This window comes from Citrobacter sp. GW821-FHT07H02, assembly GCF_059418505.1.
The window spans coordinates 13,371-37,633 of sequence record NZ_JBWKPZ010000031.1 but is presented as its reverse complement, the minus strand read 5'-3'; the positions used below and the strand labels follow the sequence as shown (position 1 = coordinate 37,633).

Annotated in this window: 22 protein-coding genes and 1 riboswitch; of the genes, 13 read left to right on the top strand and 9 right to left on the bottom strand. The window is 54.6% G+C overall.

Translation table 11 applies throughout. The features are described 5' to 3' along the window. Positions 1 to 334 precede the first annotated feature (334 nt). Both purH and purD read left to right on the top strand, forming a co-directional pair. On the top strand, positions 335 to 1,924 hold the full coding sequence (purH, locus tag AC07NP_RS21715; RefSeq protein WP_494661694.1) for a bifunctional phosphoribosylaminoimidazolecarboxamide formyltransferase/IMP cyclohydrolase: 1,590 nt from the start codon (positions 335 to 337) through the stop codon (positions 1,922 to 1,924). 15 nt (positions 1,925 to 1,939) lie between these two features. Continuing rightward, entirely contained in the window at positions 1,940 to 3,229 is a 1,290-nt protein-coding gene (gene purD / locus AC07NP_RS21710; RefSeq protein WP_494661693.1) for a phosphoribosylamine--glycine ligase, read from the top strand. On the opposite strand, the gene zraR is transcribed toward purD, so the two are convergent. Together zraR and zraS are read right to left on the bottom strand one after the other, a co-directional pair. Next, complete coding sequence (gene zraR / locus AC07NP_RS21705; RefSeq protein WP_494661692.1) at positions 3,226 to 4,551, bottom strand: sigma-54-dependent response regulator transcription factor ZraR; 1,326 nt, start codon at positions 4,549 to 4,551, stop codon at positions 3,226 to 3,228. The genes purD and zraR overlap by 4 nt on opposite strands. Further along, complete coding sequence (zraS, locus tag AC07NP_RS21700; protein WP_494661691.1) at positions 4,548 to 5,960, bottom strand: two-component system sensor histidine kinase ZraS; 1,413 nt, start codon at positions 5,958 to 5,960, stop codon at positions 4,548 to 4,550. Before zraS ends, zraR begins: the two co-directional genes overlap by 4 nt. A 251-nt stretch (positions 5,961 to 6,211) precedes the next feature. Here zraS and zraP point away from each other — a divergent pair, with 251 nt between their 5' ends. Beyond that, the gene (zraP, locus tag AC07NP_RS21695; RefSeq protein ID WP_494661690.1) at positions 6,212 to 6,655 is read left to right on the top strand and encodes a zinc resistance sensor/chaperone ZraP; all 444 of its coding nucleotides are present in this window, start codon (positions 6,212 to 6,214) and stop codon (positions 6,653 to 6,655) included. Between the two features lie 11 nt (positions 6,656 to 6,666). Here zraP and AC07NP_RS21690 read toward each other — a convergent pair whose 3' ends face one another. The 6 genes from AC07NP_RS21690 to nudC all read right to left on the bottom strand — a co-directional run bounded on the left by AC07NP_RS21690 (position 6,667) and on the right by nudC (position 11,021). Beyond that, positions 6,667 to 7,359: a DUF1481 domain-containing protein gene (locus AC07NP_RS21690; RefSeq protein WP_494661695.1), complete on the bottom strand. Its 693-nt coding sequence runs from the start codon at positions 7,357 to 7,359 to the stop codon at positions 6,667 to 6,669. Positions 7,360 to 7,370: 11 nt separating this feature from the next. Beyond that, positions 7,371 to 7,643 (bottom strand): nucleoid-associated protein HU-alpha, encoded by a 273-nt coding sequence (gene hupA / locus AC07NP_RS21685; protein ID WP_001044509.1) that lies wholly within the window; start codon positions 7,641 to 7,643, stop codon positions 7,371 to 7,373. Between the two features lie 186 nt (positions 7,644 to 7,829). After that, positions 7,830 to 8,420 (bottom strand): YjaG family protein, encoded by a 591-nt coding sequence (locus AC07NP_RS21680; protein WP_494661689.1) that lies wholly within the window; start codon positions 8,418 to 8,420, stop codon positions 7,830 to 7,832. A 42-nt stretch (positions 8,421 to 8,462) separates the two neighbouring features. Beyond that, on the bottom strand, positions 8,463 to 9,134 hold the full coding sequence (gene nfi, locus AC07NP_RS21675; RefSeq protein WP_494661688.1) for a deoxyribonuclease V: 672 nt from the start codon (positions 9,132 to 9,134) through the stop codon (positions 8,463 to 8,465). Positions 9,135 to 9,143: 9 nt separating this feature from the next. Continuing rightward, positions 9,144 to 10,208, bottom strand: coding sequence for a uroporphyrinogen decarboxylase (gene hemE, locus AC07NP_RS21670; RefSeq protein ID WP_494661687.1), 1,065 nt, complete (start codon positions 10,206 to 10,208; stop codon positions 9,144 to 9,146). A 39-nt stretch (positions 10,209 to 10,247) separates the two neighbouring features. Further along, the gene (gene nudC, locus AC07NP_RS21665; protein ID WP_494661686.1) at positions 10,248 to 11,021 is read right to left on the bottom strand and encodes an NAD(+) diphosphatase; all 774 of its coding nucleotides are present in this window, start codon (positions 11,019 to 11,021) and stop codon (positions 10,248 to 10,250) included. A gap of 97 nt (positions 11,022 to 11,118) precedes the next feature. Between nudC and rsd the strand changes: the two genes are divergently transcribed. From rsd to AC07NP_RS21615, 10 genes are all read left to right on the top strand, one after another. Continuing rightward, complete coding sequence (gene rsd, locus AC07NP_RS21660) at positions 11,119 to 11,607, top strand: sigma D regulator (RefSeq protein WP_203359335.1); 489 nt, start codon at positions 11,119 to 11,121, stop codon at positions 11,605 to 11,607. A 52-nt stretch (positions 11,608 to 11,659) separates the two neighbouring features. Beyond that, positions 11,660 to 11,769: riboswitch (TPP riboswitch) on the top strand. Positions 11,770 to 11,851: 82 nt separating this feature from the next. Next, complete coding sequence (gene thiC / locus AC07NP_RS21655) at positions 11,852 to 13,747, top strand: phosphomethylpyrimidine synthase ThiC (RefSeq protein ID WP_494661685.1); 1,896 nt, start codon at positions 11,852 to 11,854, stop codon at positions 13,745 to 13,747. Beyond that, positions 13,747 to 14,382: a thiamine phosphate synthase gene (gene thiE / locus AC07NP_RS21650; protein WP_494661684.1), complete on the top strand. Its 636-nt coding sequence runs from the start codon at positions 13,747 to 13,749 to the stop codon at positions 14,380 to 14,382. The genes thiC and thiE overlap by 1 nt, the downstream gene beginning before the upstream one ends. Next, entirely contained in the window at positions 14,375 to 15,133 is a 759-nt protein-coding gene (thiF, locus tag AC07NP_RS21645; RefSeq protein ID WP_494661683.1) for a thiazole biosynthesis adenylyltransferase ThiF, read from the top strand. Before thiE ends, thiF begins: the two co-directional genes overlap by 8 nt. Beyond that, positions 15,114 to 15,314, top strand: coding sequence for a sulfur carrier protein ThiS (gene thiS, locus AC07NP_RS21640; protein WP_301703124.1), 201 nt, complete (start codon positions 15,114 to 15,116; stop codon positions 15,312 to 15,314). Before thiF ends, thiS begins: the two co-directional genes overlap by 20 nt. Position 15,315: 1 nt before the next feature. Continuing rightward, positions 15,316 to 16,086, top strand: coding sequence for a thiazole synthase (gene thiG, locus AC07NP_RS21635; protein ID WP_494661682.1), 771 nt, complete (start codon positions 15,316 to 15,318; stop codon positions 16,084 to 16,086). Beyond that, positions 16,083 to 17,216 (top strand): 2-iminoacetate synthase ThiH, encoded by a 1,134-nt coding sequence (gene thiH / locus AC07NP_RS21630; RefSeq protein WP_494661681.1) that lies wholly within the window; start codon positions 16,083 to 16,085, stop codon positions 17,214 to 17,216. Before thiG ends, thiH begins: the two co-directional genes overlap by 4 nt. Before the next feature lie 341 nt (positions 17,217 to 17,557). Then, a complete protein-coding gene (locus tag AC07NP_RS21625) occupies positions 17,558 to 19,099 on the top strand; it encodes a sensor domain-containing diguanylate cyclase (protein ID WP_494661680.1) in 1,542 nt (513 codons plus the stop codon). A 181-nt stretch (positions 19,100 to 19,280) separates the two neighbouring features. Continuing rightward, on the top strand, positions 19,281 to 19,586 hold the full coding sequence (locus AC07NP_RS21620) for a PTS sugar transporter subunit IIB (protein ID WP_192613831.1): 306 nt from the start codon (positions 19,281 to 19,283) through the stop codon (positions 19,584 to 19,586). Between the two features lie 4 nt (positions 19,587 to 19,590). Next, positions 19,591 to 19,908: a PTS sugar transporter subunit IIA gene (locus tag AC07NP_RS21615; protein WP_192613832.1), complete on the top strand. Its 318-nt coding sequence runs from the start codon at positions 19,591 to 19,593 to the stop codon at positions 19,906 to 19,908. A gap of 115 nt (positions 19,909 to 20,023) precedes the next feature. Here the strand turns inward: AC07NP_RS21615 and rpoC are convergent, their stop codons facing one another. Next, positions 20,024 to 24,247, bottom strand: a complete 4,224-nt coding sequence (gene rpoC, locus AC07NP_RS21610) for a DNA-directed RNA polymerase subunit beta' (protein ID WP_203359345.1) — start codon at positions 24,245 to 24,247, stop codon at positions 20,024 to 20,026. Positions 24,248 to 24,263: the final 16 nt, after the last annotated feature.

The window sequence follows — 24,263 nt, the reverse complement described above, 5'->3', positions numbered from 1 at the left end:
GCATTATAGGGAGTTCTCTGGCGCCCGCAACCCTTAAATGACAGAAAAATGACTGACTGCTGCATTCCACAGCAAAACCCCGCCTTATACCCATTTACACACAGAGTTATCCACAAACCACCCGATCATTTCTGCGATCTTCTTTCTATATATACGATCTTCAGCGAGCAAAACTGGGGTCAACATTGAAAAAGAAAAATTCGCGAGCGTTGCGCAAACGTTTTCGTTACAATGCCACCGCAAAATAAGGATGCCCCGTAAGGGGCGTTAGCTGAGTTTTTCACGAAAAATTCAGCTAACGCTCTCTGTCATTGTCAAATCCAGGGGATTTACCATGCAACAACGTCGTCCAGTCCGCCGCGCTCTGCTCAGTGTTTCTGACAAAGCCGGTATTGTCGAATTCGCCCAGGCACTTTCCGCACGCGGTGTGGAGCTGCTGTCCACAGGCGGTACAGCCCGTCTGTTAGCAGAGAAAGGTCTGCCAGTGACCGAAGTTTCCGATTACACCGGTTTCCCGGAGATGATGGATGGACGCGTGAAGACCCTGCATCCAAAAGTCCACGGCGGCATTCTCGGTCGTCGCGGCCAGGATGACGGGATTATGGAACAACACGGCATCGCGCCGATCGACATGGTGGTTGTTAACCTTTATCCGTTTGCCCAGACCGTTGCCCGTGAAGGCTGCTCGCTGGAAGATGCGGTAGAGAATATTGATATCGGCGGCCCAACCATGGTGCGCTCCGCCGCCAAGAACCATAAAGACGTCGCCATCGTAGTAAAGAGCAGCGACTATGCCGCCATTATTAAAGAGATGGATGCCAACGACGGTTCTCTTACCCTCGACACCCGTTTCGACCTCGCCATCAAAGCGTTTGAGCACACCGCCGCCTATGACAGCATGATCGCCAACTACTTCGGCAGCATGGTTCCGGCCTACCATGGCGAAAGCAAAGAAGCTGCTGGTCGCTTCCCGCGCACCCTGAACCTCAACTTCATTAAGAAGCAGGATATGCGTTATGGTGAAAACAGCCACCAGCAGGCTGCCTTCTATATAGAAGAGAGTGTCAAAGAAGCCTCCGTTGCCACCGCAACGCAGGTTCAGGGGAAAGCCCTCTCTTATAACAACATCGCTGACACAGACGCAGCGCTGGAGTGTGTGAAAGAGTTCGCTGAGCCAGCTTGCGTGATTGTGAAGCACGCCAACCCATGTGGCGTCGCTATCAGTCACTCTATCCTCGACGCTTACGATCGCGCATACAAAACCGACCCGACCTCCGCATTTGGCGGCATCATCGCCTTTAACCGCGAGCTGGATGCTGAAACCGCGCAGGCCATTATCTCGCGTCAGTTTGTCGAGGTGATCATTGCGCCGTCCGCCAGCGAAGAAGCATTGAAAATCACCGCAGCCAAACAGAATGTGCGCGTACTGACCTGCGGTCAGTGGGCTGAGCGCGTACCGGGTCTGGACTTCAAACGTGTGAACGGCGGTTTGCTGGTTCAGGATCGTGACCTGGGTATGGTCGGCGCGGAAGAACTGCGCGTGGTCACCCAACGTCAGCCGACCGAACAGGAACTGCGTGATGCGCTGTTCTGCTGGAAAGTGGCGAAATTCGTGAAATCCAACGCCATCGTCTATGCCAAAGGCAATATGACTATCGGTATCGGCGCGGGCCAGATGAGTCGCGTTTACTCAGCGAAAATCGCAGGCATCAAAGCGGCCGACGAAGGTCTGGAAGTGAAAGGGTCATCGATGGCCTCTGATGCCTTCTTCCCGTTCCGCGACGGTATTGACGCCGCAGCCGCGGCTGGCGTGACCTGCGTCATTCAGCCTGGCGGTTCTATTCGTGATGATGAAGTGATTGCCGCCGCCGACGAGCACGGTATTGCGATGCTCTTCACTGACATGCGCCACTTCCGCCATTAATTCACGGAGCAGACGATGAAAGTATTAGTGATTGGTAACGGCGGGCGCGAGCATGCGCTGGCCTGGAAAGCGGCGCAGTCGCTGCAGGTTGAAACTGTCTTTGTGGCACCAGGCAACGCAGGTACGGCGCTGGAGCCAACCCTGCAAAACGTCGCTATCGGCGTGACCGATATCCCGGCGCTGCTGAGCTTTGCCCAGAATGAGAAGATTGACCTGACCATCGTCGGCCCGGAAGCGCCGCTGGTGATTGGCGTGGTTGACGCATTCCGCGCTGCGGGCCTGAAAATCTTCGGCCCAACCGAAGGTGCCGCACAGCTGGAAGGGTCAAAAGCGTTCACCAAGGATTTCCTGGCACGCCATCAGATCCCAACGGCGGAATACCAGAACTTTACCGAGATTGAGCCAGCTCTGGCTTATCTGCGTGAGAAAGGCGCGCCTATCGTCATTAAAGCTGACGGTCTGGCGGCGGGTAAAGGCGTTATTGTCGCGATGACGCTGAGCGAGGCCGAAGCTGCCGTTCACGATATGCTGGCAGGTAACGCCTTTGGCGATGCGGGTCATCGCATCGTTATCGAAGAGTTCCTCGACGGCGAGGAAGCGAGCTTTATCGTGATGGTTGACGGCGAGCACGTGCTGCCAATGGCCACCAGTCAGGATCACAAACGCGTGGGCGATAAAGACACCGGGCCTAACACCGGTGGGATGGGCGCTTACTCCCCTGCCCCGGTGGTAACGGATGAAGTCCACCAGCGCACCATGGAACGCATCATCTGGCCGACTGTGAAAGGCATGGCGGCGGAAGGCAACACCTACACCGGTTTCCTGTATGCCGGTCTGATGATCGATAAACAGGGCAATCCGAAGGTTATTGAGTTCAACTGCCGCTTTGGCGATCCGGAAACCCAGCCAATCATGCTGCGCATGAAGTCCGATCTGGTTGAGCTGTGCCTGGCCGCCTGCGAAGGCAAGCTGGACGAGAAGACCTCCGAGTGGGACGAGCGCGCTTCTCTGGGCGTCGTCATGGCAGCCGGCGGTTATCCGGGCGACTACCGCACGGGTGACGTGATCCACGGTCTGCCGCTGGAAGAAGTGGCGAACGGTAAGGTGTTCCACGCCGGGACTAAACTCGCTGATGACGATCGGGTACTGACCAGCGGTGGGCGCGTGCTGTGCGCTACTGCGCTGGGCCATACCGTCGCCGAAGCACAGAAGCGCGCCTACGCGCTGATGGATCATATCCACTGGGATGGCAGCTTCAGCCGTAAAGATATCGGCTGGCGCGCCATCGAGCGTGAGCAGAACTAACGCGACAGTTTTGCCAACAGCGTTTTGCGCGTAATCCCTAACTGACGGGCGGCTTCGGTTTTGTTGCCGCCCGTTTTCTCCAGCGCCGCCAGAATCACCTCTTTCTCAACATCCACCAGCGGTTGGATCTCGCGATCATCGTCGACATTCACCAACGTCGCCGCAATGGCGAGTGGCAATTCGCGTTCAGAGATATATTCCCCCGTCAGCAGAACCACCGCGCGCTCAATGGCGTTTTCCAGTTCACGGATATTCCCGGGCCACGCATAGTGAATCAGCAGATCCATCGCCTGCGGGGTAAATCCCTTCACCGCTTTACGGTTTCGCTCAGCAAATCGCTGACGAAAGTGTTCGGCCAGTAGCGGAATATCTTCCCGACGCTGACACAAAGGCGGCATCTCGATCGTTACCACATTCAGACGATAATAGAGATCCTGACGAAAGCGCCCGGCACTGACTTCCGCCGCCAAATCACGGTGAGTCGCCGCAATCAGCCTGACATCAACAGAAATCGTCTGATTACTCCCGACCCGCTGAACCTCGCGCTCCTGAATAACCCGCAGCAGACGAACCTGCATCATCGGCGAGATATCGCCAATTTCGTCGAGAAACAGCGTGCCGCCGTCGGCTTCCACAAAACGTCCCTCGCGCCGTTTATCTGCTCCGGTGAAGGCGCCTTTTTCATGCCCAAACAGCTCAGACTCCAGCAGCGACTCATTCAGCGCCGCGCAGTTAAGCGTTATCAGTGGTTTTTCGCTGCGTGCACTGCTGGCATGGAGCGCCCTGACTACCAACTCTTTACCGGTTCCCGAGTCGCCATGAATCAATACCGTGGCATCGGAGGGCGCCACCATCGCAATTTCAGTGAGCAAATGCTGCATCGCCGGGCTTTCGCCGATCATGCCGAACTGAGCGGCAGAGGCTGAAGGTGATTCAACGCCAGCGTTTCGCGTATGTGCCAGCGCTTTCTCGAGAGTGTCCTGTAAGCTGTCGAAATCCAGTGGTTTAATTAAGTAATCCAGCGCGCCCGCTTTAAGCGCCTCTACTGCGGTTTCTACGCTGGAGTACGCCGTCATAATCAAAATGGGAATCGCCGGATTCAGCGCTTTGATCTCTTTAAGCGTTTCGATGCCGTCCATTTCGGCCATACGCACATCACATAACACCAGATCAAAGACATGTTCGCGTACCCGCTCTACGGCCTCGCGCCCACCGTAAGCCAGCGCCACGTCATAGCCCCACCCACGAAGCAGCGCCTGTAAAATCGTGCAATGGCTGATGTCGTCATCCACGACCAGAATATCGATTTTTACGCGTGTCATCCTTGTCTGTCCTGTTCTCTCGCTTTGATCGGTAGATAAAGAGTAAAGACGGCGCCTTTACCTGGAACGCTTGTCGCCTGAATGGTTCCGCCGTGTTGCTCAACGATGTTCTGTACCACCGCTAATCCAAGCCCGGTACCGTCGGCTTTGGTCGTAAAGTACGGCGTAAATATCGCATCCAGGTCTTCTGCCGCAATCCCCTTCCCACTGTCGGTGACCACAATTTTAACGCGATCGCCTGCGCATTCGCCCACCTCGACCGTAATGACGCCCTGATGACCAATAGCATGAATCGCGTTCAGATACAGGTTCAGTAATACCTGCGTTAGCCTGTCAGGATCGGCCTGAACAGCCGGCAGCGACACATTGGCGGTAAACTGCAGCTGAATCGCCCTGCTTCGCGCATCCTGGCTAACGAGCTGTAACGAGTGAGTGATGATGTCATTGAGATCCACCGACTGCAGCGTCAGATGCGTAGGCCTTACCAGTTCCAGCAGTTCGCTCACCACCCGATTTAACCGATCGGCCTCTTTTGCCATCACCTGCGCCAACTCATAGGATTCGCCACCCGCAGGTGAGCGCTCGGCAAAATACTTCGCCAGCCCTTTGATGGAAGAGAGCGGGTTGCGAATTTCATGCGCCACCCCCGCCGCCAGATGCCCGAGCGCCACCAGCTTCTCTTTGCGTTTCATCTCGTCCTGTAACAGCTGACGAGAACGCAAGTAGCGACGATACAAGAAATAAGAGAGCATTGTTGCCAGCAATACACCCGCCAGCGCAGAAAGCACAATCACCGTATTGCGCCACTCTCTTGCCTGAGTCGCGACCAGATCGCTGGCGTCAAAGGCAATAAAAATGGTCTGTGGCGCGGATGCCGCTTGTCCGCCACTCTCCTCACAACGTGGCATGCTGCGCATGCCATGCCGTTTTGACGCAAACATGGGCTGGAACTGACGATAAATTTCCAGCGCCGGTGTCGGTTCTCCGCCATTCTGGTGAATGGCGATCGGCCGCCAGCTTTCCTCATCACCGGGATTTAACTGGCGCATTTCGTCCGCAGAGTAGAGTGATTTTCCGACGCGCCCGGGGTCGCTGTGGGTCACGATATTGCCCTGCGCATCAGTGATGGCAAACCACAGTACGCCCGGTTGTCCGGCCATTTCCTCCAGCAGGGTCTGCTGCTGAGCATGGTGCATACGCATTCCCATCCCCACCCGAGAGCCAGATTCCAGTGCACGGATCAGCACGCTGCCTTTTTCCAGTAGCGTTTGCCGCGCAGCGTCGCTCTCACGTCCGTAATCCCGCAGGGTCATGACGGAAAAAAGCCCCACCAGAACGAGAATGGCGGCAGGCAGAACGCCACTCAGCCATCTCGCCACCGTATCCTTATGTTGCCGTATATCACGCATACGTTCTCTCTATTGCCAGATCATCTCCTTGTTCCAGCAGAAATCATGCCACTTTTCGCGCCCTGCAACCCTGTCTTTAGACACAAACTGCTGATGCTACTGAGTAAAAATGACCCGCTGCGAAAATCAGGCGAGTCATTTTTACTCGCTTTAGCCACTCAACGGCTGATATTTCTCCCGCAGACTGGGGATGGAACACCTGGCATGGAAGATGCAAAAGGGAAGGAAGATAACCAACAAGAGGACAAAATATGAAACGGAATAACACGGCGGGTCTGGCGCTGATCGCACTATCCCTGATGGTTCTGGGTTCCAGCCCAGCCATCGCCCGAAATCACTGGGGAAATGACAACAGTGGGATGAGGCAACAAAATGTCAGTGCGCTCACAACGGAACAGCAAGCCGCCGCCCAGAAAATCGATGATGATTACGACTCGCAGACCCGTTCGTTACGTCAGCAATTAACGTCCAAACAGTATGAGTACAATGCGTTATTAACCGCCAGTTCACCGGATAGCGCGAAAATTAGCGCCGTGGCGAAAGAGATGGCCTCTTTGCGTCAGTCGCTGAATGATCAACAGGTGAAACGCGATATTGCGATGGTGGAAGCAGGCGTGCCGCGTGGTACAGGAATGGGTTGCGGTGGCGGCGGGTATCATCGGGGTGGCGGCCATATGGGGATGGGCCACTGGTAAACCCCGTTGAATCAGAAACTTTTCTCTTGCGGCTGCCAGCGACAGAAGTCTTCATTCGCCACCAGTAGCAACTGAGATCCTTCAGGCGCCTCCAGCCATGCCACGCTCACCTCAACCGACGAGCGACTCTGGCGGCGCTCAATATGGCTGATTGCCCACGCGTCTAAATCGGGCTTCAGCGTTTCGCCTTCGCAGGTGGTGATGGTTTGATTGGCGTGCCAGCGTCCCTGGCGTAAAACCACCCGCCCCTGACGCAACGCGTCGCTGGTCTGGCGGATTTGATCGGCGCGATAGCGGTATAGCGCAATTTGATCGCTGGAAAGCTGCTGTTTCTGCCCGCCAACCTCACGCTGCATAAAGCTCAGTTCACCACGATCGTCGAATCGGGCGCGAATATGCTCTGCCGGTTTACCGTAAACGTTGAATTCAATCAGAGAAAGCGTATCACCTTGCCAGCGATATTCAGCCGTGGTCGTCTCGCCGCTGCGCCATGGGCTAAAGACGGAAAGCAGATGAACATCACCGCCGGAATCTTTACGCCAGACACGCACCGCCCCCTGATCGTCCGCGTAACCGCTGGCCGTAAAGGGGGGAAGCGAAGAGTGCTGACTGCACGCGGTCAGCAATAGCGCGCCTGCCAACGTCAGCGTACGACGCCAGACAGACAAAAGGGGCGAACCCGCCCCTTCGCTAAAACTGTTCACTGCCACGCGAATTACTTAACTGCGTCTTTCAGTGCTTTGCCAGAAACAAATGCCGGCACGTTAGCTGCGGCGATTTTGATTTCTTTACCGGTCTGCGGGTTGCGGCCAGTGCGCTCAGCGCGGTGGTTCACTTTGAAGGTACCGAAACCAACCAGTTGTACAGCATCGCCTTCTTTCAGAGACTCAGTAATAGCAGCCAGAGTGGATTCCAGAGCAGCTTTAGCCTGGGTTTTGGACAGTTCTGCTTTGTCTGCAATTACATCAATCAGTTGAGTCTTGTTCATAAGTTATCCTTACAATGTGTTTATCGCTTGCTAAGCATCGAGTGCGACGAAAATGCCAGAAAAGCACTCTCCTGCATACACGCACCGATAGCCACTTTTTTTCGCCCCCCAAATGTAGACCAGACGGGGGGCGGAAGGGAAGCCTTCAGGCATGACAAATCAGGCGTTAAATCACGTTTTCTGGTCTCATTGCGGAAAAATTATACCGATATTACTCTCGCCGGACTCGCGCAGGTCTGCGCGTAACCCTTTTATCAGCTCAATATCGCGTTCTTCGCAATCGGCCAAAAGTCGGAATATTTCCCACTGAATGTCCCATTCTTGCTCAACCGCAGGGTTCTCTTTGAGCTCTTCATCGGTCATTTCACGACCAGCTTGCGTCATTTCCAGCATCGCAACGGTGGTAATAGACGTCTTACTGACTTCAATCGCATGCTCCAGCGTTTCACCACTCAGACGCGAGTGCATCAATTCGCTTAATGCCACACAGGCATCAATCGCGGGATAAACGCCGTACAAATCGTAATCATCTGCCGACGGAATGGCCTCTTCAAACTTTTCCAGCTGGCTGTCGAAATTGATTTTCGCATCTTTGACCGTCAGCACTTCCCAAATCAAATCCAGAATTCGGCGGTAAATCTGCCCATCGCCAAATTCAGTTTGCTGACAGAACATGGCGTAGTTGGGGTACATGCGTTCGCACAAACAGGCCATAAAAGTGACATGCTGCCAGCTTTCCAGCTTCTCAAGGCGCAGATGAATCGGGTTTTGTAACATGATGAGATCTCGAAAACGATAATTAGCGGAAGTGTACCTGAATCAAGGCTGAATTTCTTGCCAACGCGCAAATGCCGGACGGTCCGACGCCACCGCGTCAGCCCAGCGCGTAGGCTCGGGTAAGCGATACCCTTTCATACAGCGTTGTACCCACGCAAGGGCGCTGTCCAGCCCAACCCGGTGCCCGGTCGAAACAAACAGTGGATTGCAGCGCGCTTTGCTACGCCAGACCCATGCCAGCTGCTCGCCCTTATCCATTAACGGCGCCAGCGCGCCGGGTTCGGCAGAGAGAGGGTCAAATTTGCCGCACAGCCGTTTTTTCGCCACGCCGATGGTCGGCACATCCACCAGCAGCCCAAAATGGCTGGCAACACCGAGGCGACGCGGATGAGAAATACCGTGGCCATCGACAAACACTAAATCAGGCTTATGCGAGAGTTGCTCCCACGCGGCCAGCAGCGCGGGATATTCACGAAAGGAGAGAAAGCCAGGAATATACGGCATGGTGGTGGCGATGCGCGCCACCTTGTACTCCACCAGCTCAAGCGAAGGATACTTCAACAGTACCATTGCGGCTCGCGTCACTTCACCGCCCTGCTCAAACCCAACATCAGCGCCTGCGATCAGATCCGGAGGATCGTTATCCAGACGATCCTCGCGGGAAACCGATGCAGCCAGTTCAAGCTGTTGAGCGCGTAGCGACGCGAGATCCATGCCGATCCCTTACTGGTGATACTGCGCTGAAATCCGGTGTACTGCCTCCACAAAGGTTCCAGCATGTTCTGGCGGCACATCCTGGTGAATGCCGTGCCCAAGGTTGAAGACGTGGCCTTCACCCTGGCCGAATCCCGCCAGAATCGTCGCGACCTCTTCTTCAATACGCGCCGCTGGTGCATACAGCATGGAAGGATCCATATTCCCCTGCAGCGCCACTTTATGTCCTACGCGACGACGCGCATCGGCAATGTCTGTGGTCCAGTCGAGTCCCAGCGCATCACAGCCCGTTTCCGCCATCGCTTCCAGCCATTGGCCGCCGCCTTTGGTAAACAGCGTGACCGGCACACGACGCCCTTCATTCTCACGCAGGAGACCATCGACGATTTTATGCATGTAATAGAGCGAGAACTGCTGATAATCGCGCCCGGTCAGCACGCCGCCCCAGGTATCGAAAATCATCACCGACTGCGCGCCCGCTTTGATCTGCGCATTGAGATACAACGTGACGCTTTTCGCCAGTTTATCGAGCAGTAAATGGAGCGCCTGCGGGTCTGCATACATCATCTTTTTAATGACGGTAAAGGCTTTGCTGCTACCGCCTTCCACCATGTACGTTGCCAGCGTCCATGGACTGCCGGAAAAACCAATCAACGGGACTTCGCCTTTCAGTTCGCGACGAATAGTGCGTACTGCATTCATCACGTAGCCCAGTTCATCCTCGGGATCAGGGATTGGCAGTTTTTCGACGTCGGCTTTGCAGGTCACCGGCGCGGTAAAGCGCGGGCCTTCTCCGGCTTCAAAGTAAAGCCCCAGGCCCATCGCATCCGGAATGGTCAGGATGTCCGAAAAGAGGATCGCCGCATCAAGCGGGTAACGGCGCAGCGGCTGGAGCGTGACTTCGCACGCCAGCTCGGCATTTTTGCACAGTGACATAAAATCGCCCGCTTGTGCGCGGGTGGCTTTATACTCCGGGAGATAACGGCCTGCCTGGCGCATCATCCATACAGGGGTGACATCAACGGGCTGGCGCAGCAGCGCACGCAGGTAACGATCGTTTTTCAGTTCGGTCATTTTTACATTCCTTTAGCGTTATGCGTCCAGTGTATCATGTCACTCGTACTCTGCCCGACACATTGCCACCGTATCTTCGATCAACCGACGAGCGACAGTGCCCGGCGGCGGCAGTAGCGGAAGATCGTCATAACGATACCAACCCGCGTCCAGTAACTCCTTCGGATCGATAACAATCTCCCCGCTGTCGTACTCTGCCATAAACGCAGTCATGAGCGACATCGGGAATGGCCACGGCTGCGACGTGACATAGCGCAGGTTCTTCACTTTAATACGGCTTTCTTCCATGACTTCACGCGCCACCGCTTGTTCCAGGGTTTCCCCCACTTCAACAAATCCGGCCAGCACCGTATGCACGCCATTGCGATGGCGGGTATGTTGGGCGAGCAAAAGGGTGTCTTCACGGCGAATCGCCACAATAATGCAAGGCGCTATCTGAGGGTAATAGCGTTCGCGGCAATGACTGCACAACATGGCCCATTCGGTTTTACTCGGGTACATTGTGTGCCCGCAGTAGCCACAGAATTTATGTGAACGGTAAAACTCCGCCAGTTGCACGCCGCGCCCCGCCAGTTGAAACAGACCGACATCCTGATCGATAACCTGTCGTACGGACCCCATATCATGGCGGCGATGCTGCTGTACCAACCAGATGGGTTCGCCTTCCCACTCCCCAATCTGGAGTGCGCGCTGCCCCGTCAGATCAAAACTTGCCGCTTCGCCATGCGGCAGCTCTCCGCGAGGTAGCCATATTTTTTGCTCATGGCTGACAATCCACCAGCCGCTGTCTAATTTTTCAATTATACGATCCATATCTCTTGCGCTACCTTTGCTTCACAGGCATGTTGTTTACATTATTTTTACATTTTTGAGTGAGCAGTTTTTTGAATCTAAACTTGCGGAGTCAATCATGTTAAACCAGCTGGATAACCTGACAGAGCACGTCAGAGGAAGTAATAAACTGGTTGATCGCTGGCTACATGTACGTAAGCATCTGCTCGTGGCTTACTACAATTTGGTTGGCATTAAGCCTGGCAAAGAATCGTACATGCGCTTAAACGAAAAAGCGCTGGATGATTTTTGTCAAAGTCTGGTCGATTACCTTTCCGCCGGACACTTCAGTATTTATGAACGTATTCTCCATAAATTGGAAGGTAACGGGCAGCTTTTAAACGCAACGAAAATTTGGCCGCTGCTGGAAGCCAATACGCAACGCATTATGGATTACTACGACTCCAGCCTGGAAATGGCCATCGATCATGATAACTATCTTGAATTTCAAAAGGTTTTATCAGATATCGGCGAAGCGCTGGAATCCCGATTTATCCTTGAAGACAAGCTGATCATGCTGGTCTTTGACGCGATGCACGACAGTGCCAGGGCAAAACGTCCTGCTTGAGTTCGACGCTATTAACGCGTAACTTACCTTTGTCGCCCCCTTTACTGGGGGTTATTTCTTGTCGGAGTGCCCAGTGTGAAAGCACGGGCTGAGACCGTTAATTCGGGATCCGCGGAACCTGATCAGGTTAAAACCTGCGAAGGGAACAAGAGTCAATCTGCTATTGCATCGCCATTGCGGCGATCGTCTCTCTTGCTTCATCCGTCGTCTGACAAGCCACGTCCTTACTTTTTTGGAATGAGCTATGTCTGCAACAAAATTAACCCGTCGCCAGCAACGCGAACAAGCACAACACTTCATCAATACGCTGGAAGGCACCGCCTTTCCTAACTCCAGACGGATCTATATCACCGGCTCGCAGGCGGATATCCGCATCCCAATGCGGGAAATCCAGCTTAGTCCGACGTTAACCGGCGGCACAAAAGACCATCCACAATACGAAGAAAACGAAGCCATTCCGGTGTATGACACCTCGGGTCCGTACGGCGATCCTGATATCGCGATTAATGTTGAACAGGGTCTGGCAAAACTGCGTCAACCGTGGATTGACGCCCGCACCGATAGTGAAGCACTGACCGACCGCAGCTCTGCCTATACCAAAGAGCGCCTGGCCGATGACGGTCTGGACGAACTCCGTTTCACGGGCCTGTTAACGCCGAAACGTGCCAAAGCCGGGAAATGCGTCACGCAATTGCATTATGCGCGCCAGGGTATCGTCACGCCGGAGATGGAGTTCATCGCTATCCGTGAAAATATGGGGCGCGAGCGTATTCGCAGCGAAGTGTTACGCCACCAGCATCCAGGCGAAGGCTTTGGCGCACGCCTGCCGGAAAACATCACCCCGGAGTTTGTCCGTGATGAAGTGGCCGCCGGACGCGCGATTATTCCTGCGAACATTAACCATCCGGAATCTGAGCCAATGATTATTGGCCGCAACTTCCTGGTCAAAGTAAACGCCAATATCGGCAATTCTGCGGTGACCTCTTCCATCGAAGAAGAGGTCGAAAAACTGGTCTGGTCCACACGCTGGGGGGCAGATACGGTGATGGACCTTTCAACAGGCCGCTATATCCACGAAACCCGCGAGTGGATCCTGCGTAACAGCCCGGTGCCGATCGGTACAGTGCCGATCTACCAGGCGCTGGAGAAGGTCAATGGGATCGCCGAAGATCTGACCTGGGAAGCCTTCCGCGATACGCTGCTGGAGCAGGCGGAACAGGGGGTGGATTACTTCACCATCCACGCAGGTGTGCTGCTGCGCTACGTGCCGATGACCGCTAAACGGCTGACCGGGATTGTCTCGCGCGGCGGTTCAATTATGGCGAAATGGTGCCTCTCCCATCATCAGGAAAACTTCCTCTACGAGCACTTCCGTGAGATTTGCGAAATCTGCGCCGCCTACGACGTTGCACTCTCTCTCGGTGATGGCCTGCGTCCTGGCTCCGTTCGTGACGCCAACGACGAAGCACAGTTTGCCGAACTGCATACGCTCGGCGAACTGACCAAAATCGCCTGGGAATATGACGTACAGGTAATGATTGAAGGTCCGGGACATGTCCCGATGCAGATGATCCGTCGCAACATGACCGAAGAACTGGAGCACTGTCATGAAGCGCCGTTCTACACCTTAGGCCCATTGACCACCGATATTGCACCGGGTTATGACCATTTCACTTCCGGGATTGGCGCGGCGATGATTGGCTGGTTTGGCTGCGCGATGCTCTGCTACGTCACCCCGAAAGAGCACCTCGGCCTGCCAAACAAAGAAGATGTGAAACAGGGGCTGATCACCTACAAGATCGCCGCGCACGCCGCCGACCTGGCGAAGGGCCACCCGGGCGCGCAAATTCGCGATAACGCCATGTCGAAAGCGCGCTTCGAATTCCGTTGGGAAGACCAGTTTAATCTGGCCCTCGACCCGTTCACCGCCCGTGCGTACCACGATGAAACGCTGCCGCAGGAATCCGGCAAAGTCGCCCACTTCTGCTCCATGTGTGGGCCGAAGTTCTGCTCGATGAAAATCAGCCAGGAAGTTCGTGACTACGCCGCCGCACAAACCATTGAAGTGGGCATGGCAGACATGTCGGAGAACTTCCGTGCCAAAGGCGGTGAAATCTATCTGAAGCGGGAGGAAGCCTGATGTACCAGCCTGATTTCCCCACCGTCCCTTTCCGTCTCGGACTTTATCCGGTGGTAGACAGCGTACTCTGGATTGAACGCCTGCTGGAGGCGGGCGTGCGCACGATCCAACTGCGGATTAAAGATAAGCGCGATGAAGACGTGGAAGCGGACGTTATCGCCGCGATTACGCTGGGGCGTCGTTTTGACGCCCGGTTGTTCATCAACGACTACTGGCGACTGGCGATCAAGCACAACGCGTACGGTGTCCATCTGGGTCAGGAAGATCTCGAAACCACCGATCTGAAGGCGATTCAGGCGGCAGGGCTGCGCCTTGGCGTCTCGACCCATGATGATATGGAAATTGACGTGGCGCTGGCCGCGCGTCCTTCGTATATCGCGCTGGGGCATGTCTTCCCAACACAAACCAAACAGATGCCCTCCGCCCCGCAAGGGCTGGAACAGCTGGCACGCCATATTGAACGTCTGGCTGATTATCCTGCCGTCGCCATCGGCGGGATTAGCCTTGAGCGCGCGCCTACGGTACTGGCTACCGGGGTCGGCAGTATTGCCGTCGTCAGCGCGATTACGCAGGCAACAGACTGGCGTGCCGCCACCGCGCAGTTGCTTTCGGTAGCAGGAGCTGGCGATGAATGATCGTGACTTTATGCGCTACAGCCGCCAGATCTTGCTTGGCGATATCGCGATTGAAGGGCAGCAAAAGCTGCTCGCAAGCCACGTGCTGGTCATCGGTTTAGGCGGATTAGGCTCGCCCGCCGCGCTCTATCTTGCGGGCGCGGGCATCGGCACGTTGGTTCTGGCTGACGATGACGATGTACATCTGAGTAACCTGCAACGGCAAATTCTCTTCACTACCGATGATATCGCCCGCCCGAAATCGCACGTCACGAAGCAGAGACTGGCGCGTCTCAACCCGGATATTGAACTGGTGGCGTTACAGCAACGTCTCTCCGGCGATGCGCTTCGACACGCGGTCGCAAATGCTGATGTGGTACTGGATTGTACCGACAACATGGCCACCCGCCAGGCGATCAACGCCGCCTGCGTCGCGCTCAATACGCCACTGATTACCGCCAGCGCCGTTGGCTTTGGCGGTCAATTAATGGTTCTGACGCCTCCCTGGGAGCAGGGCTGTTATCGCTGCCTGTGGCCGGACGACGAAGAGCCGGAACGCAACTGCCGTACCGCCGGCATCGTGGGGCCAGTGGTCGGCGTGATGGGCACATTGCAGGCGCTGGAGGCCATTAAACTCCTGAACGGCATGGAAACGCCCACGGGCAAACTGCGTCTGTTTGACGCCAAAACCAGCCAGTGGCGCAGCCTGGCGTTACAACGCGCCAGCGACTGCCCGGTATGTGGAGGGCAACATGCAGATTCAGTTCAATGATGAGTCGATGCAGTGCGCAGTGGGAGTGTCTGTTACCGACCTGCTGAATCAGCTCGACCAACTCAAGCCTGGTGCCGCGCTGGCGCTCAATCAACAGATCCTGCCGCGCGAACAGTGGGAACATCACATTGTGCAGGACGGTGATCAGATCCTGCTTTTTCAGGTTATTGCCGGGGGCTGATATGTTACGTATTGCAGACAAAACGTTCGACTCACACCTGTTCACGGGGACAGGGAAATTCGCCTCTTCATCCTTAATGGCAGAGGCGATTCGCGCCTCCGGCAGCGAGCTTGTGACGCTGGCGATGAAGCGCGTTGACTTGCGTCAGCACAACGACGCTATTCTGGCGCCGTTATTGGAAGCGGGCGTCACGCTGTTGCCCAATACCTCCGGTGCTAAAACGGCGGAGGAGGCCATTTTTGCCGCGCAATTAGCGCGGGAAGCACTGGGCACCCACTGGCTAAAACTGGAAATTCACCCCGACGCGCGCTGGTTGCTGCCGGATCCGATAGAAACACTGAAAGCCGCCGAGGCGCTGGTCAAGCAAGGCTTTGTAGTGTTGCCCTACTGCGGTGCCGACCCGGTGCTGTGCAAACGTCTTGAAGAGGTCGGCTGCGCCGCCGTGATGCCGCTCGGCGCGCCGATTGGTTCAAATCAGGGGCTGGAAACCCGCGCCATGCTGGAGATTATTATCCAGCAGTCAACCGTCCCGGTCGTCGTCGACGCAGGGATCGGTGTCCCCAGCCACGCCACACAGGCCCTGGAAATGGGCGCCGACGCCGTGCTGGTCAATACGGCGATTGCGGTGGCGGACGATCCGGTGATGATGGCGAAGGCCTTCCGTTTGGCTGTGGAAGCGGGCATTCTGGCGCGACAGGCCGTACCGGGAAGACGTAGCGCACATGCTCAACCCACCAGCCCGTTAACCGGATTCCTGGAGACATTGGCATGAAAACGTTCACCGACCGCTGGCGCGAGTTGGACTGGGACGATATCCGTCTGCGCATCAACAGCAAAACGGCTGCAGACGTCGAACGGGCGCTGAATGCAACGCAGTTGGGTCGCGATGACATGATGGCGCTGCTCTCTCCTGCGGCAAGTGCGTACCTCGAACCGCTGGCACAAAAGGCGCAACGCCTTACCCGCCAGCGGTTTGGTAATACGGTCAGTTTTTACGTTCCGCTCTATCTTTCCAACCTTTGCGCCAATGACTGCACCTATTGCGGCTTTTCAATGAGCAACCGCATCAAGCGCAAAACGCTGGATGACAAAGAGATTTCCCGTGAATGTGAAGCCATTCGTGCCCTGGGATTTGAGCACCTGCTGCTGGTGACCGGGGAGCATCAGGCAAAAGTAGGCATGGACTACTTTCGCCGCCATCTGCCTGCCATCCGCCACCAGTTCTCCTCTTTACAGATGGAAGTACAACCGCTGTCAGAGGCAGAGTACGCCGAGCTCAAAACCCTGGGGCTGGATGGCGTAATGGTCTATCAGGAAACCTACCATCAGGCGATGTACGCACAGCACCATCTGAAAGGGAAAAAGCAGGACTTCTTCTGGCGACTGGAAACGCCAGACAGACTGGGTCGTGCGGGGATCGATAAAATCGGGCTGGGTTCGCTGATTGGTCTGTCTGACAGTTGGCGGGTAGATTGTTATATGGTGGCTGAGCATCTGCTCTGGATGCAGAAACAGTACTGGCAGAGCCGCTACTCAATCTCTTTCCCACGTCTGCGCCCGTGCACGGGGGGGATTGAGCCCGCGTCCATCATGGATGAGCGTCAACTGGTACAAACCATCTGCGCATTTCGCCTGCTTGCTCCGGAGATCGAACTGTCGCTCTCTACACGTGAATCGCCGTGGTTTCGCGATCACGTTATTCCCCTGGCGATTAACAATGTCAGCGCGTTTTCGAAGACACAACCAGGCGGTTATGCTGACGATCACCCTGAGCTGGAGCAGTTTTCCCCGCACGACGCCCGGCGTCCTGAAGATGTTGCCGGGGCGCTGGCGGCGCAAGGATTACAGCCGGTCTGGAAAGATTGGGACAGCTATCTGGGGCGTGCCTCGCAAGCGCGGTGAATCAGATTGTAATCGGCTGAATAATTTACGAGCCCGTACGTAATGTGAAAAACGGGAGATAGCGTTCAGACTCCCGTTTTTTTATGTTGTCGATGTCAGCAACGGAAGCTGACCAGGGCGGAATTTTTCTTCCTCGTTTTCGCCCTGCCCTCAACCGCTATGCAGCACAAAATTCTCTTTACGACATAAGCAGGGACAATCTTATTTGTTTTTAAGATAAATCATCTTTAGCTATACCCTCACAGCTATAATTGCATAGATTCTGTCCTGATGTACGGAACTCTGTTGTCGGCTTTACTCACCTTTTCAGGACTTACACCTTCAGGGATGACCCACAGCCAATGGCACGTCACAATAGAAAACTTTCCTTCACGACCCCCATGTTAGTGAGTTTCGGGGGGATTTTGCTCAGTTTTATTCTGATCGCAATTTTCATCACCTTCACCCAGCGAAAAGATTTCCTGGAGGATTACCACAACATTAACCGCAACTTCACGCATAACCTTGCGGTTAACTATACCGAGTCGTTGCTACGCGAAAACGACTATATCCTCGCACGCGCAGCGACCTTCTTTTCCCGTGGTGACAAGCTAAATGAAACGGTGAATATCGATACGGAAGAAGGTCTGAGGTTGTTAATGCAGTTACAGACGCTGATGCCAACCGTCTCTTCCATCTCGCTGGCGGATACCGAAGGCAACTACCTGCGAGCCCCGGAAGTGTTAACCGATGAAAATAGCAAAGCCTTTGATGCCAAAACGCGTCCATGGTTTGTACACCAGGCAAAAGCCAGTACATTCAGTCACTATACAAATCCTCACATGGACTACTTCACCCATTACCCAACGGTGGCCATCTACAAGCCGGTCATTTCACCTGAAGGAAGACTGAAAGGCAGTATCGCGTTCCACCTGGATCTCACGTCAATGAGTTATACCCTGCGCCAGATGGTTGCCCCTGTTCAGGGGGAGTTTTTTGTCGCTGACCGTGACGGGAAAGTCGTGCTACATCCGGATACTGGCGCGTTATTTAAACAATATGTCAGTGAAAAGATGATGGACAGGATGACCAGCGGCGAAGGGTATGTTTTCGATTCAAAAAGCAATACCTGGTACTACTACTACTCGTTTACGAATCCAGACTGGTTTGTCGTTTACCGGGTCTCTGACACCATGCTGATGGACCTCACTCGCCACGAAACCAATATTGTGTCCTGGGGATTCGCGCTGGCAGCCATGATGGTCGTGCTGTTTGGGCTTTATCTGCGGCATACCTCCCGAACGGTATTGATGAACATCATCAACGCCATCAAGACCGGAGATGTTAATCGGGCGCCCCGACTGGAAGCCATGCTCAGTAAGGCCATCGAGTTAAATAAAGAACGTGAGATGGACTATGTCCGCCAGGCGACAATTGACGCACTGACTGGCTGCAAAAACCGTCGCGCATTCGACAGTGACATTGCCGCGCTGATGAACGATCACCAACCTTTCACCCTGGCGCTGGTGGACATTGATAATTTTAAATCTATCAACGACACCTGGGGACATCTGAGCGGCGACATCGTTCTGCGTAACGTGGCACGTGAAGGCATTCAGGTGATGCAGCCCCATTCTGTTTCCCTTTACCGTTATGGTGGTGAAGAATTTGCCGTTCTCTTTGCTGGCGTTCATGCTAAAGAAGCTTTTACGTTGCTTGAACAATGGCGCACGATCGTAGAGCAGAGAACCTGGCGTGAAGAGAATCTGACCGTCACCTTCAGCGCAGGTATGAAAGAGTGGAATATGGAATCGCTGGAACAGTTAATCATCGGTGCCGATGAAGCGCTTTATCTCGCCAAACAGCAGGGAAAAAACCGGATCCTGCCAACGCCTCTTCTGTAAATATCCTAAAGCACCAGGCCCGCCGCGACGGGCCTTTTTGATGCTTCCCGCCTTACCGTAACCGGTTTCATTTTTTATGGCGTATCTTTGTGATGCTTTACACACATTCACTTTAAGACAGTTGTCCTCTCCCCTGTCAGGGACTAAAGATGAATGACCAGGGAAATTGTGAGAGCCGATTATGAAGAATATCGTTTTATGCTGTGCTGCCGGAATGTCCACCAGTATGTTGGTACAACGAATGAAAGACGCTGCGCAAAAAAAAGGCGTTGAGGTCAGTATCAAGGCTGTTCCCGTTGCGGAATTCAAAGAGAATATTGCTGCGGCGGATATTGTCCTGCTTGGTCCACAGGTGAAGTACGAGCAGGCGAAGCTTCAGGCGCTTGCTGACCCATTAGGTAAGAAAGTCGCAGTGATCGATATGATGGATTACGGCATGATGAAAGGCGATGTCGTGCTGGAGAAAGCCCTTAAGCTGATGGAGTAAGGACATGGAAGAGTTAGAAACTATCATCATGGAGCTACTGGTGAATGCAGGCGCCGCACGCAGCCAGGCGTTGACAGCACTACAACTGGCACGTAAAGGCGATTTTGCGGGTGCAGAGCAGGCGATGGAAGAGTCACGCGATTACGTTAAAGTGGCGCATAAAATCCAGACGCAGCTTATCGGTATTGACGAAGGTACGGGCAAATTACCGGTGAATCTCATCACCGTTCACTCCCAGGACCATCTGATGAACGCCATGGTGATTCAGGATCTGGCGGGGGATATGATTGAACTTTATCGTCGATTGCCACCGGTAAATTAATACGCATCATGTTTTGCCGGATAGCGTCACAAGCGACTTATCCGGCCTACAAACGGCATGCCCGAAGGCAAAAAAAAACCCGCCGAAGCGGGTTTTTTATTATGGCCATCAACGATTAATCGTTGTCAGAACCACCCAGACCTGCGTTCAGCAGCTCTGCCAGGCTGGCAGTCGCATCTTCAGCAGTCACCTGCGGTGCTGCAGGCAATTCGCCAGCGGCACGGCGGCGCATACGATCCTGGTGGTACGCATAACCGGTACCCGCCGGGATCAGACGACCCACGATAACGTTCTCTTTCAGACCGCGCAGTTCGTCGCGTTTGCCCGCTACTGCGGCTTCGGTCAGGACACGTGTGGTCTCCTGGAACGATGCTGCAGAGATGAAGGACTCGGTTGCCAGAGACGCTTTGGTGATACCCAGCAGGTCGCGGGAATATGTTGCCGCAACTTTGCCGTTCGCTTCCAGGTCGCGGTTAGCGATCTTGACGCGGGAGTATTCAACCTGCTCGCCTTCCAGGAAGTCGGAGCTACCTGCACTTTCGATGGTCGCTTTACGCAGCATCTGACGAACGATAACTTCAATGTGTTTATCGTTAATCTTAACGCCTTGCAGACGGTATACGTCCTGTACTTCGTTGGTGATGTAACGCGTTACCGCGTGTACGCCACGAAGACGCAGGATGTCATGCGGTGCTTCCGGACCGTCGGAAACCACATCACCACGTTCTACACGTTCACCTTCGAACACGTTGAGCTGACGCCATTTCGGAATCATCTCTTCGTACGGATCGCTACCGTCTAACGGCGTGATCACCAGACGACGCTTCCCTTTGGTTTCTTTACCGAAGGAAATGATACCGCTGATTTCCGCCAGGATTGCCGGCTCTTTCGGACGACGTGCTTCGAACAGGTCCGCAACGCGCGGCAGACCACCGGTGATGTCCTTGGTACCGCCGGATTCCTGCGGTACACGCGCCAGGGTGTCACCAGAACTGATCTGTACGCCATCTTCCAGCTGAACAATCGCTTTACCCGGCAGGAAGTACTGAGCAGGCATATCGGTGCCTGGGATCAGAACATCGTTGCCCTGAGCATCAACAATTTTCAGTGCCGGACGCAGGTCTTTACCACCCGCAGTACGCTCTGCAGAATCCAGAACCACCAGAGAAGACAGACCGGTCAGCTCGTCAGTCTGACGAGTAATGGTCTGGCCGTCGATCATGTCAGTGAAGCGGACGAAACCACTCACTTCGGTGATAACCGGCATGGTGTGCGGATCCCAGTTTGCAACGGTTTCGCCGCCAGCAACCTGTTCGCCATCACCTTTCGCCATAACGGAGCCGTAAGGCACTTTATAGCTTTCTTTGGTACGGCCGAATTCGTCGATCAGTTTCAGTTCAGTGTTACGGGAGGTGATAACCAGTTTACCGCTGGAGTTCACAACCGACTTCGCGTTGCTCAGGCGGATGCTACCTTTATTTTTCACCTGGATGCTGGATTCAGCAGCCGCACGAGATGCCGCACCACCGATGTGGAACGTACGCATCGTCAGCTGTGTACCCGGTTCACCGATGGACTGTGCCGCGATAACACCGATAGCTTCACCTTTGTTGATGATGTGGCCACGCGCCAGGTCACGACCATAGCAGTGCGCACATACACCAAAGTCGGTGTCACAAGATACAACGGAACGAACCTTGACGGAGTCAACGGAGTTCGCTTCCAGCAGGTCACACCACTGTTCGTGCAGCAGCGTGTTGCGTGGAACCAGAATGTCCGCCGTACCCGGCTTCAGCACGTCTTCTGCAGTCACACGACCCAGAACGCGATCGCGCAGCGGCTCTTTAACGTCACCACCCTCGATAACCGGGGTCATGGTGATACCTTCGAGGGTGCCACAATCGTCTTCGGTTACGACCAGATCCTGTGCAACGTCAACCAGACGACGCGTCAGATAACCGGAGTTCGCAGTTTTCAGTGCGGTATCCGCCAGACCTTTACGAGCACCGTGAGTCGAGATGAAGTACTGGAGTACGTTCAGACCTTCACGGAAGTTCGCGGTGATTGGCGTTTCGATGATGGAGCCATCTGGCTTCGCCATCAGACCACGCATACCAGCCAGCTGACGAATCTGTGCTGCAGAACCACGCGCACCGGAGTCGGCCATCATGTAGATGCTGTTGAAAGACACCTGCTGCTCTTCTACGCCGTCACGGTTAATAACGGTTTCGGTTTGCAGGTTGTCCATCATCGCTTTGGATACACGATCGTTCGCCGCAGCCCAGATATCGATAACTTTGTTATAGCGTTCGCCCGCGGTTACCAGACCAGACTGGAACTGCTCCTGGATCTCAGCAACTTCAGCTTCCGCTTCAGAGATGATCTCGTGTTTCTTCTCTGGGATGACCATGTCATCAATACCAACAGATGCACCTGAACGCGCTGCATAAGCAAAGCCGGTGTACATCGTCTGGTCAGCGAAGATAACGGTCGGCTTCAGACCCAGAATGCGGTAACAGGTGTTCAGCATTTTGGAGATTGCTTTCTTACCCAGCGCCTGGTTGACGATGGAGAAAGGCAGACCTTTCGGTACGATCATCCACAGAATGGCACGGCCAACGGTCGTGTCTTTAATGCTGGTAACCGCGACGAATTCGCCGTTTTCATCTTTTTCGTATTCAGTGATACGCACTTTAACGCGCGCATGCAGAGAGGCCAGGCCAGCGCGATAAATACGCTCAGCTTCTTTCGGGCCAGTCAGCACCATGCCTTCGCCTTTGGCGTTAACACAGTCACGGGTCATGTAGTACAGACCCAATACAACGTCCTGAGACGGAACGATGATAGGTTCGCCGTTCGCCGGAGACAGGATGTTGTTGGTAGACATCATCAGCGCACGCGCTTCCAGCTGGGCTTCCAGCGTCAGCGGTACGTGAACAGCCATCTGGTCACCATCGAAGTCGGCGTTGTATGCCGCACAAACCAGCGGGTGCAGCTGGATAGCTTTACCTTCGATCAGTACCGGTTCAAATGCCTGGATACCCAGACGGTGCAGTGTTGGTGCACGGTTCAGCAGTACCGGGTGTTCGCGGATAACTTCGTCCAGGATATCCCAAACGACAGCTTCTTCACGCTCAACCATTTTCTTAGCGGCTTTGATGGTGGTGGCGAGGCCACGCAGTTCCAGCTTGCCGTAGATGAACGGTTTGAACAGCTCCAGTGCCATTTTCTTCGGCAGACCGCACTGATGCAGACGCAGGTATGGACCTACGGTGATTACAGAACGACCGGAGTAGTCAACACGCTTACCGAGCAGGTTCTGACGGAAACGACCCTGTTTACCTTTGATCATGTCGGCCAAAGATTTCAGAGGACGCTTGTTAGAACCGGTGATCGCACGACCGCGACGACCGTTATCCAGCAGGGCGTCAACCGCTTCCTGCAGCATACGTTTTTCGTTACGTACGATGATGTCCGGCGCAGCCAGATCCAGCAGACGTTTCAGACGGTTGTTACGGTTGATAACGCGACGATACAGATCGTTCAGATCCGACGTTGCGAAACGACCACCATCCAGCGGAACCAGCGGACGCAGATCTGGCGGCAGAACCGGCAGAACGGTCAGGATCATCCACTCCGGCTTGTTGCCAGACTGAACGAACGCTTCCAGCAGTTTGATACGCTTGGTCAGCTTCTTACGCTTGGTTTCGGAGTTGGTTTCGTTCAGCTCTTCGCGCAGAGTTTCACACTCTTGCTCCAGATCCATGCTCTTCAGCAGGGCCTGAATAGCTTCCGCACCCATCTTCGCGTCGAATTCGTCACCGAACTCTTCCAGCGCATCCAGATACTGTTCTTCAGTCAGGATCTGCTGGCGTTCCAGATTGGTCATACCGCCTTCGATAACCACATAGGATTCGAAGTACAGTACGCGTTCGATATCGCGCAGCGGCATATCGAGCAGCAGGCCGATACGGGACGGCAGAGATTTCAGGAACCAGATGTGCGCAGTCGGAGACGCCAGCTCGATGTGGCCCATACGCTCACGGCGTACTTTAGTCTGGGTCACTTCAACGCCGCACTTCTCACAGATCACACCACGGTGTTTCAGGCGCTTGTACTTACCGCACAGGCACTCGTAGTCTTTTACTGGCCCAAAGATACGGGCGCAGAAAAGGCCGTCACGCTCAGGCTTGAACGTACGGTAGTTAATGGTTTCCGGCTTCTTAACTTCACCAAAAGACCATGAACGGATCATGTCTGGCGAGGCCAGAGCAATTTTGATCGCATCAAACTCTTCGGTTTTAGTTTGCGCTTTCAGAAACTTTAATAAGTCTTTCACGGATTTGCTCCCGTCG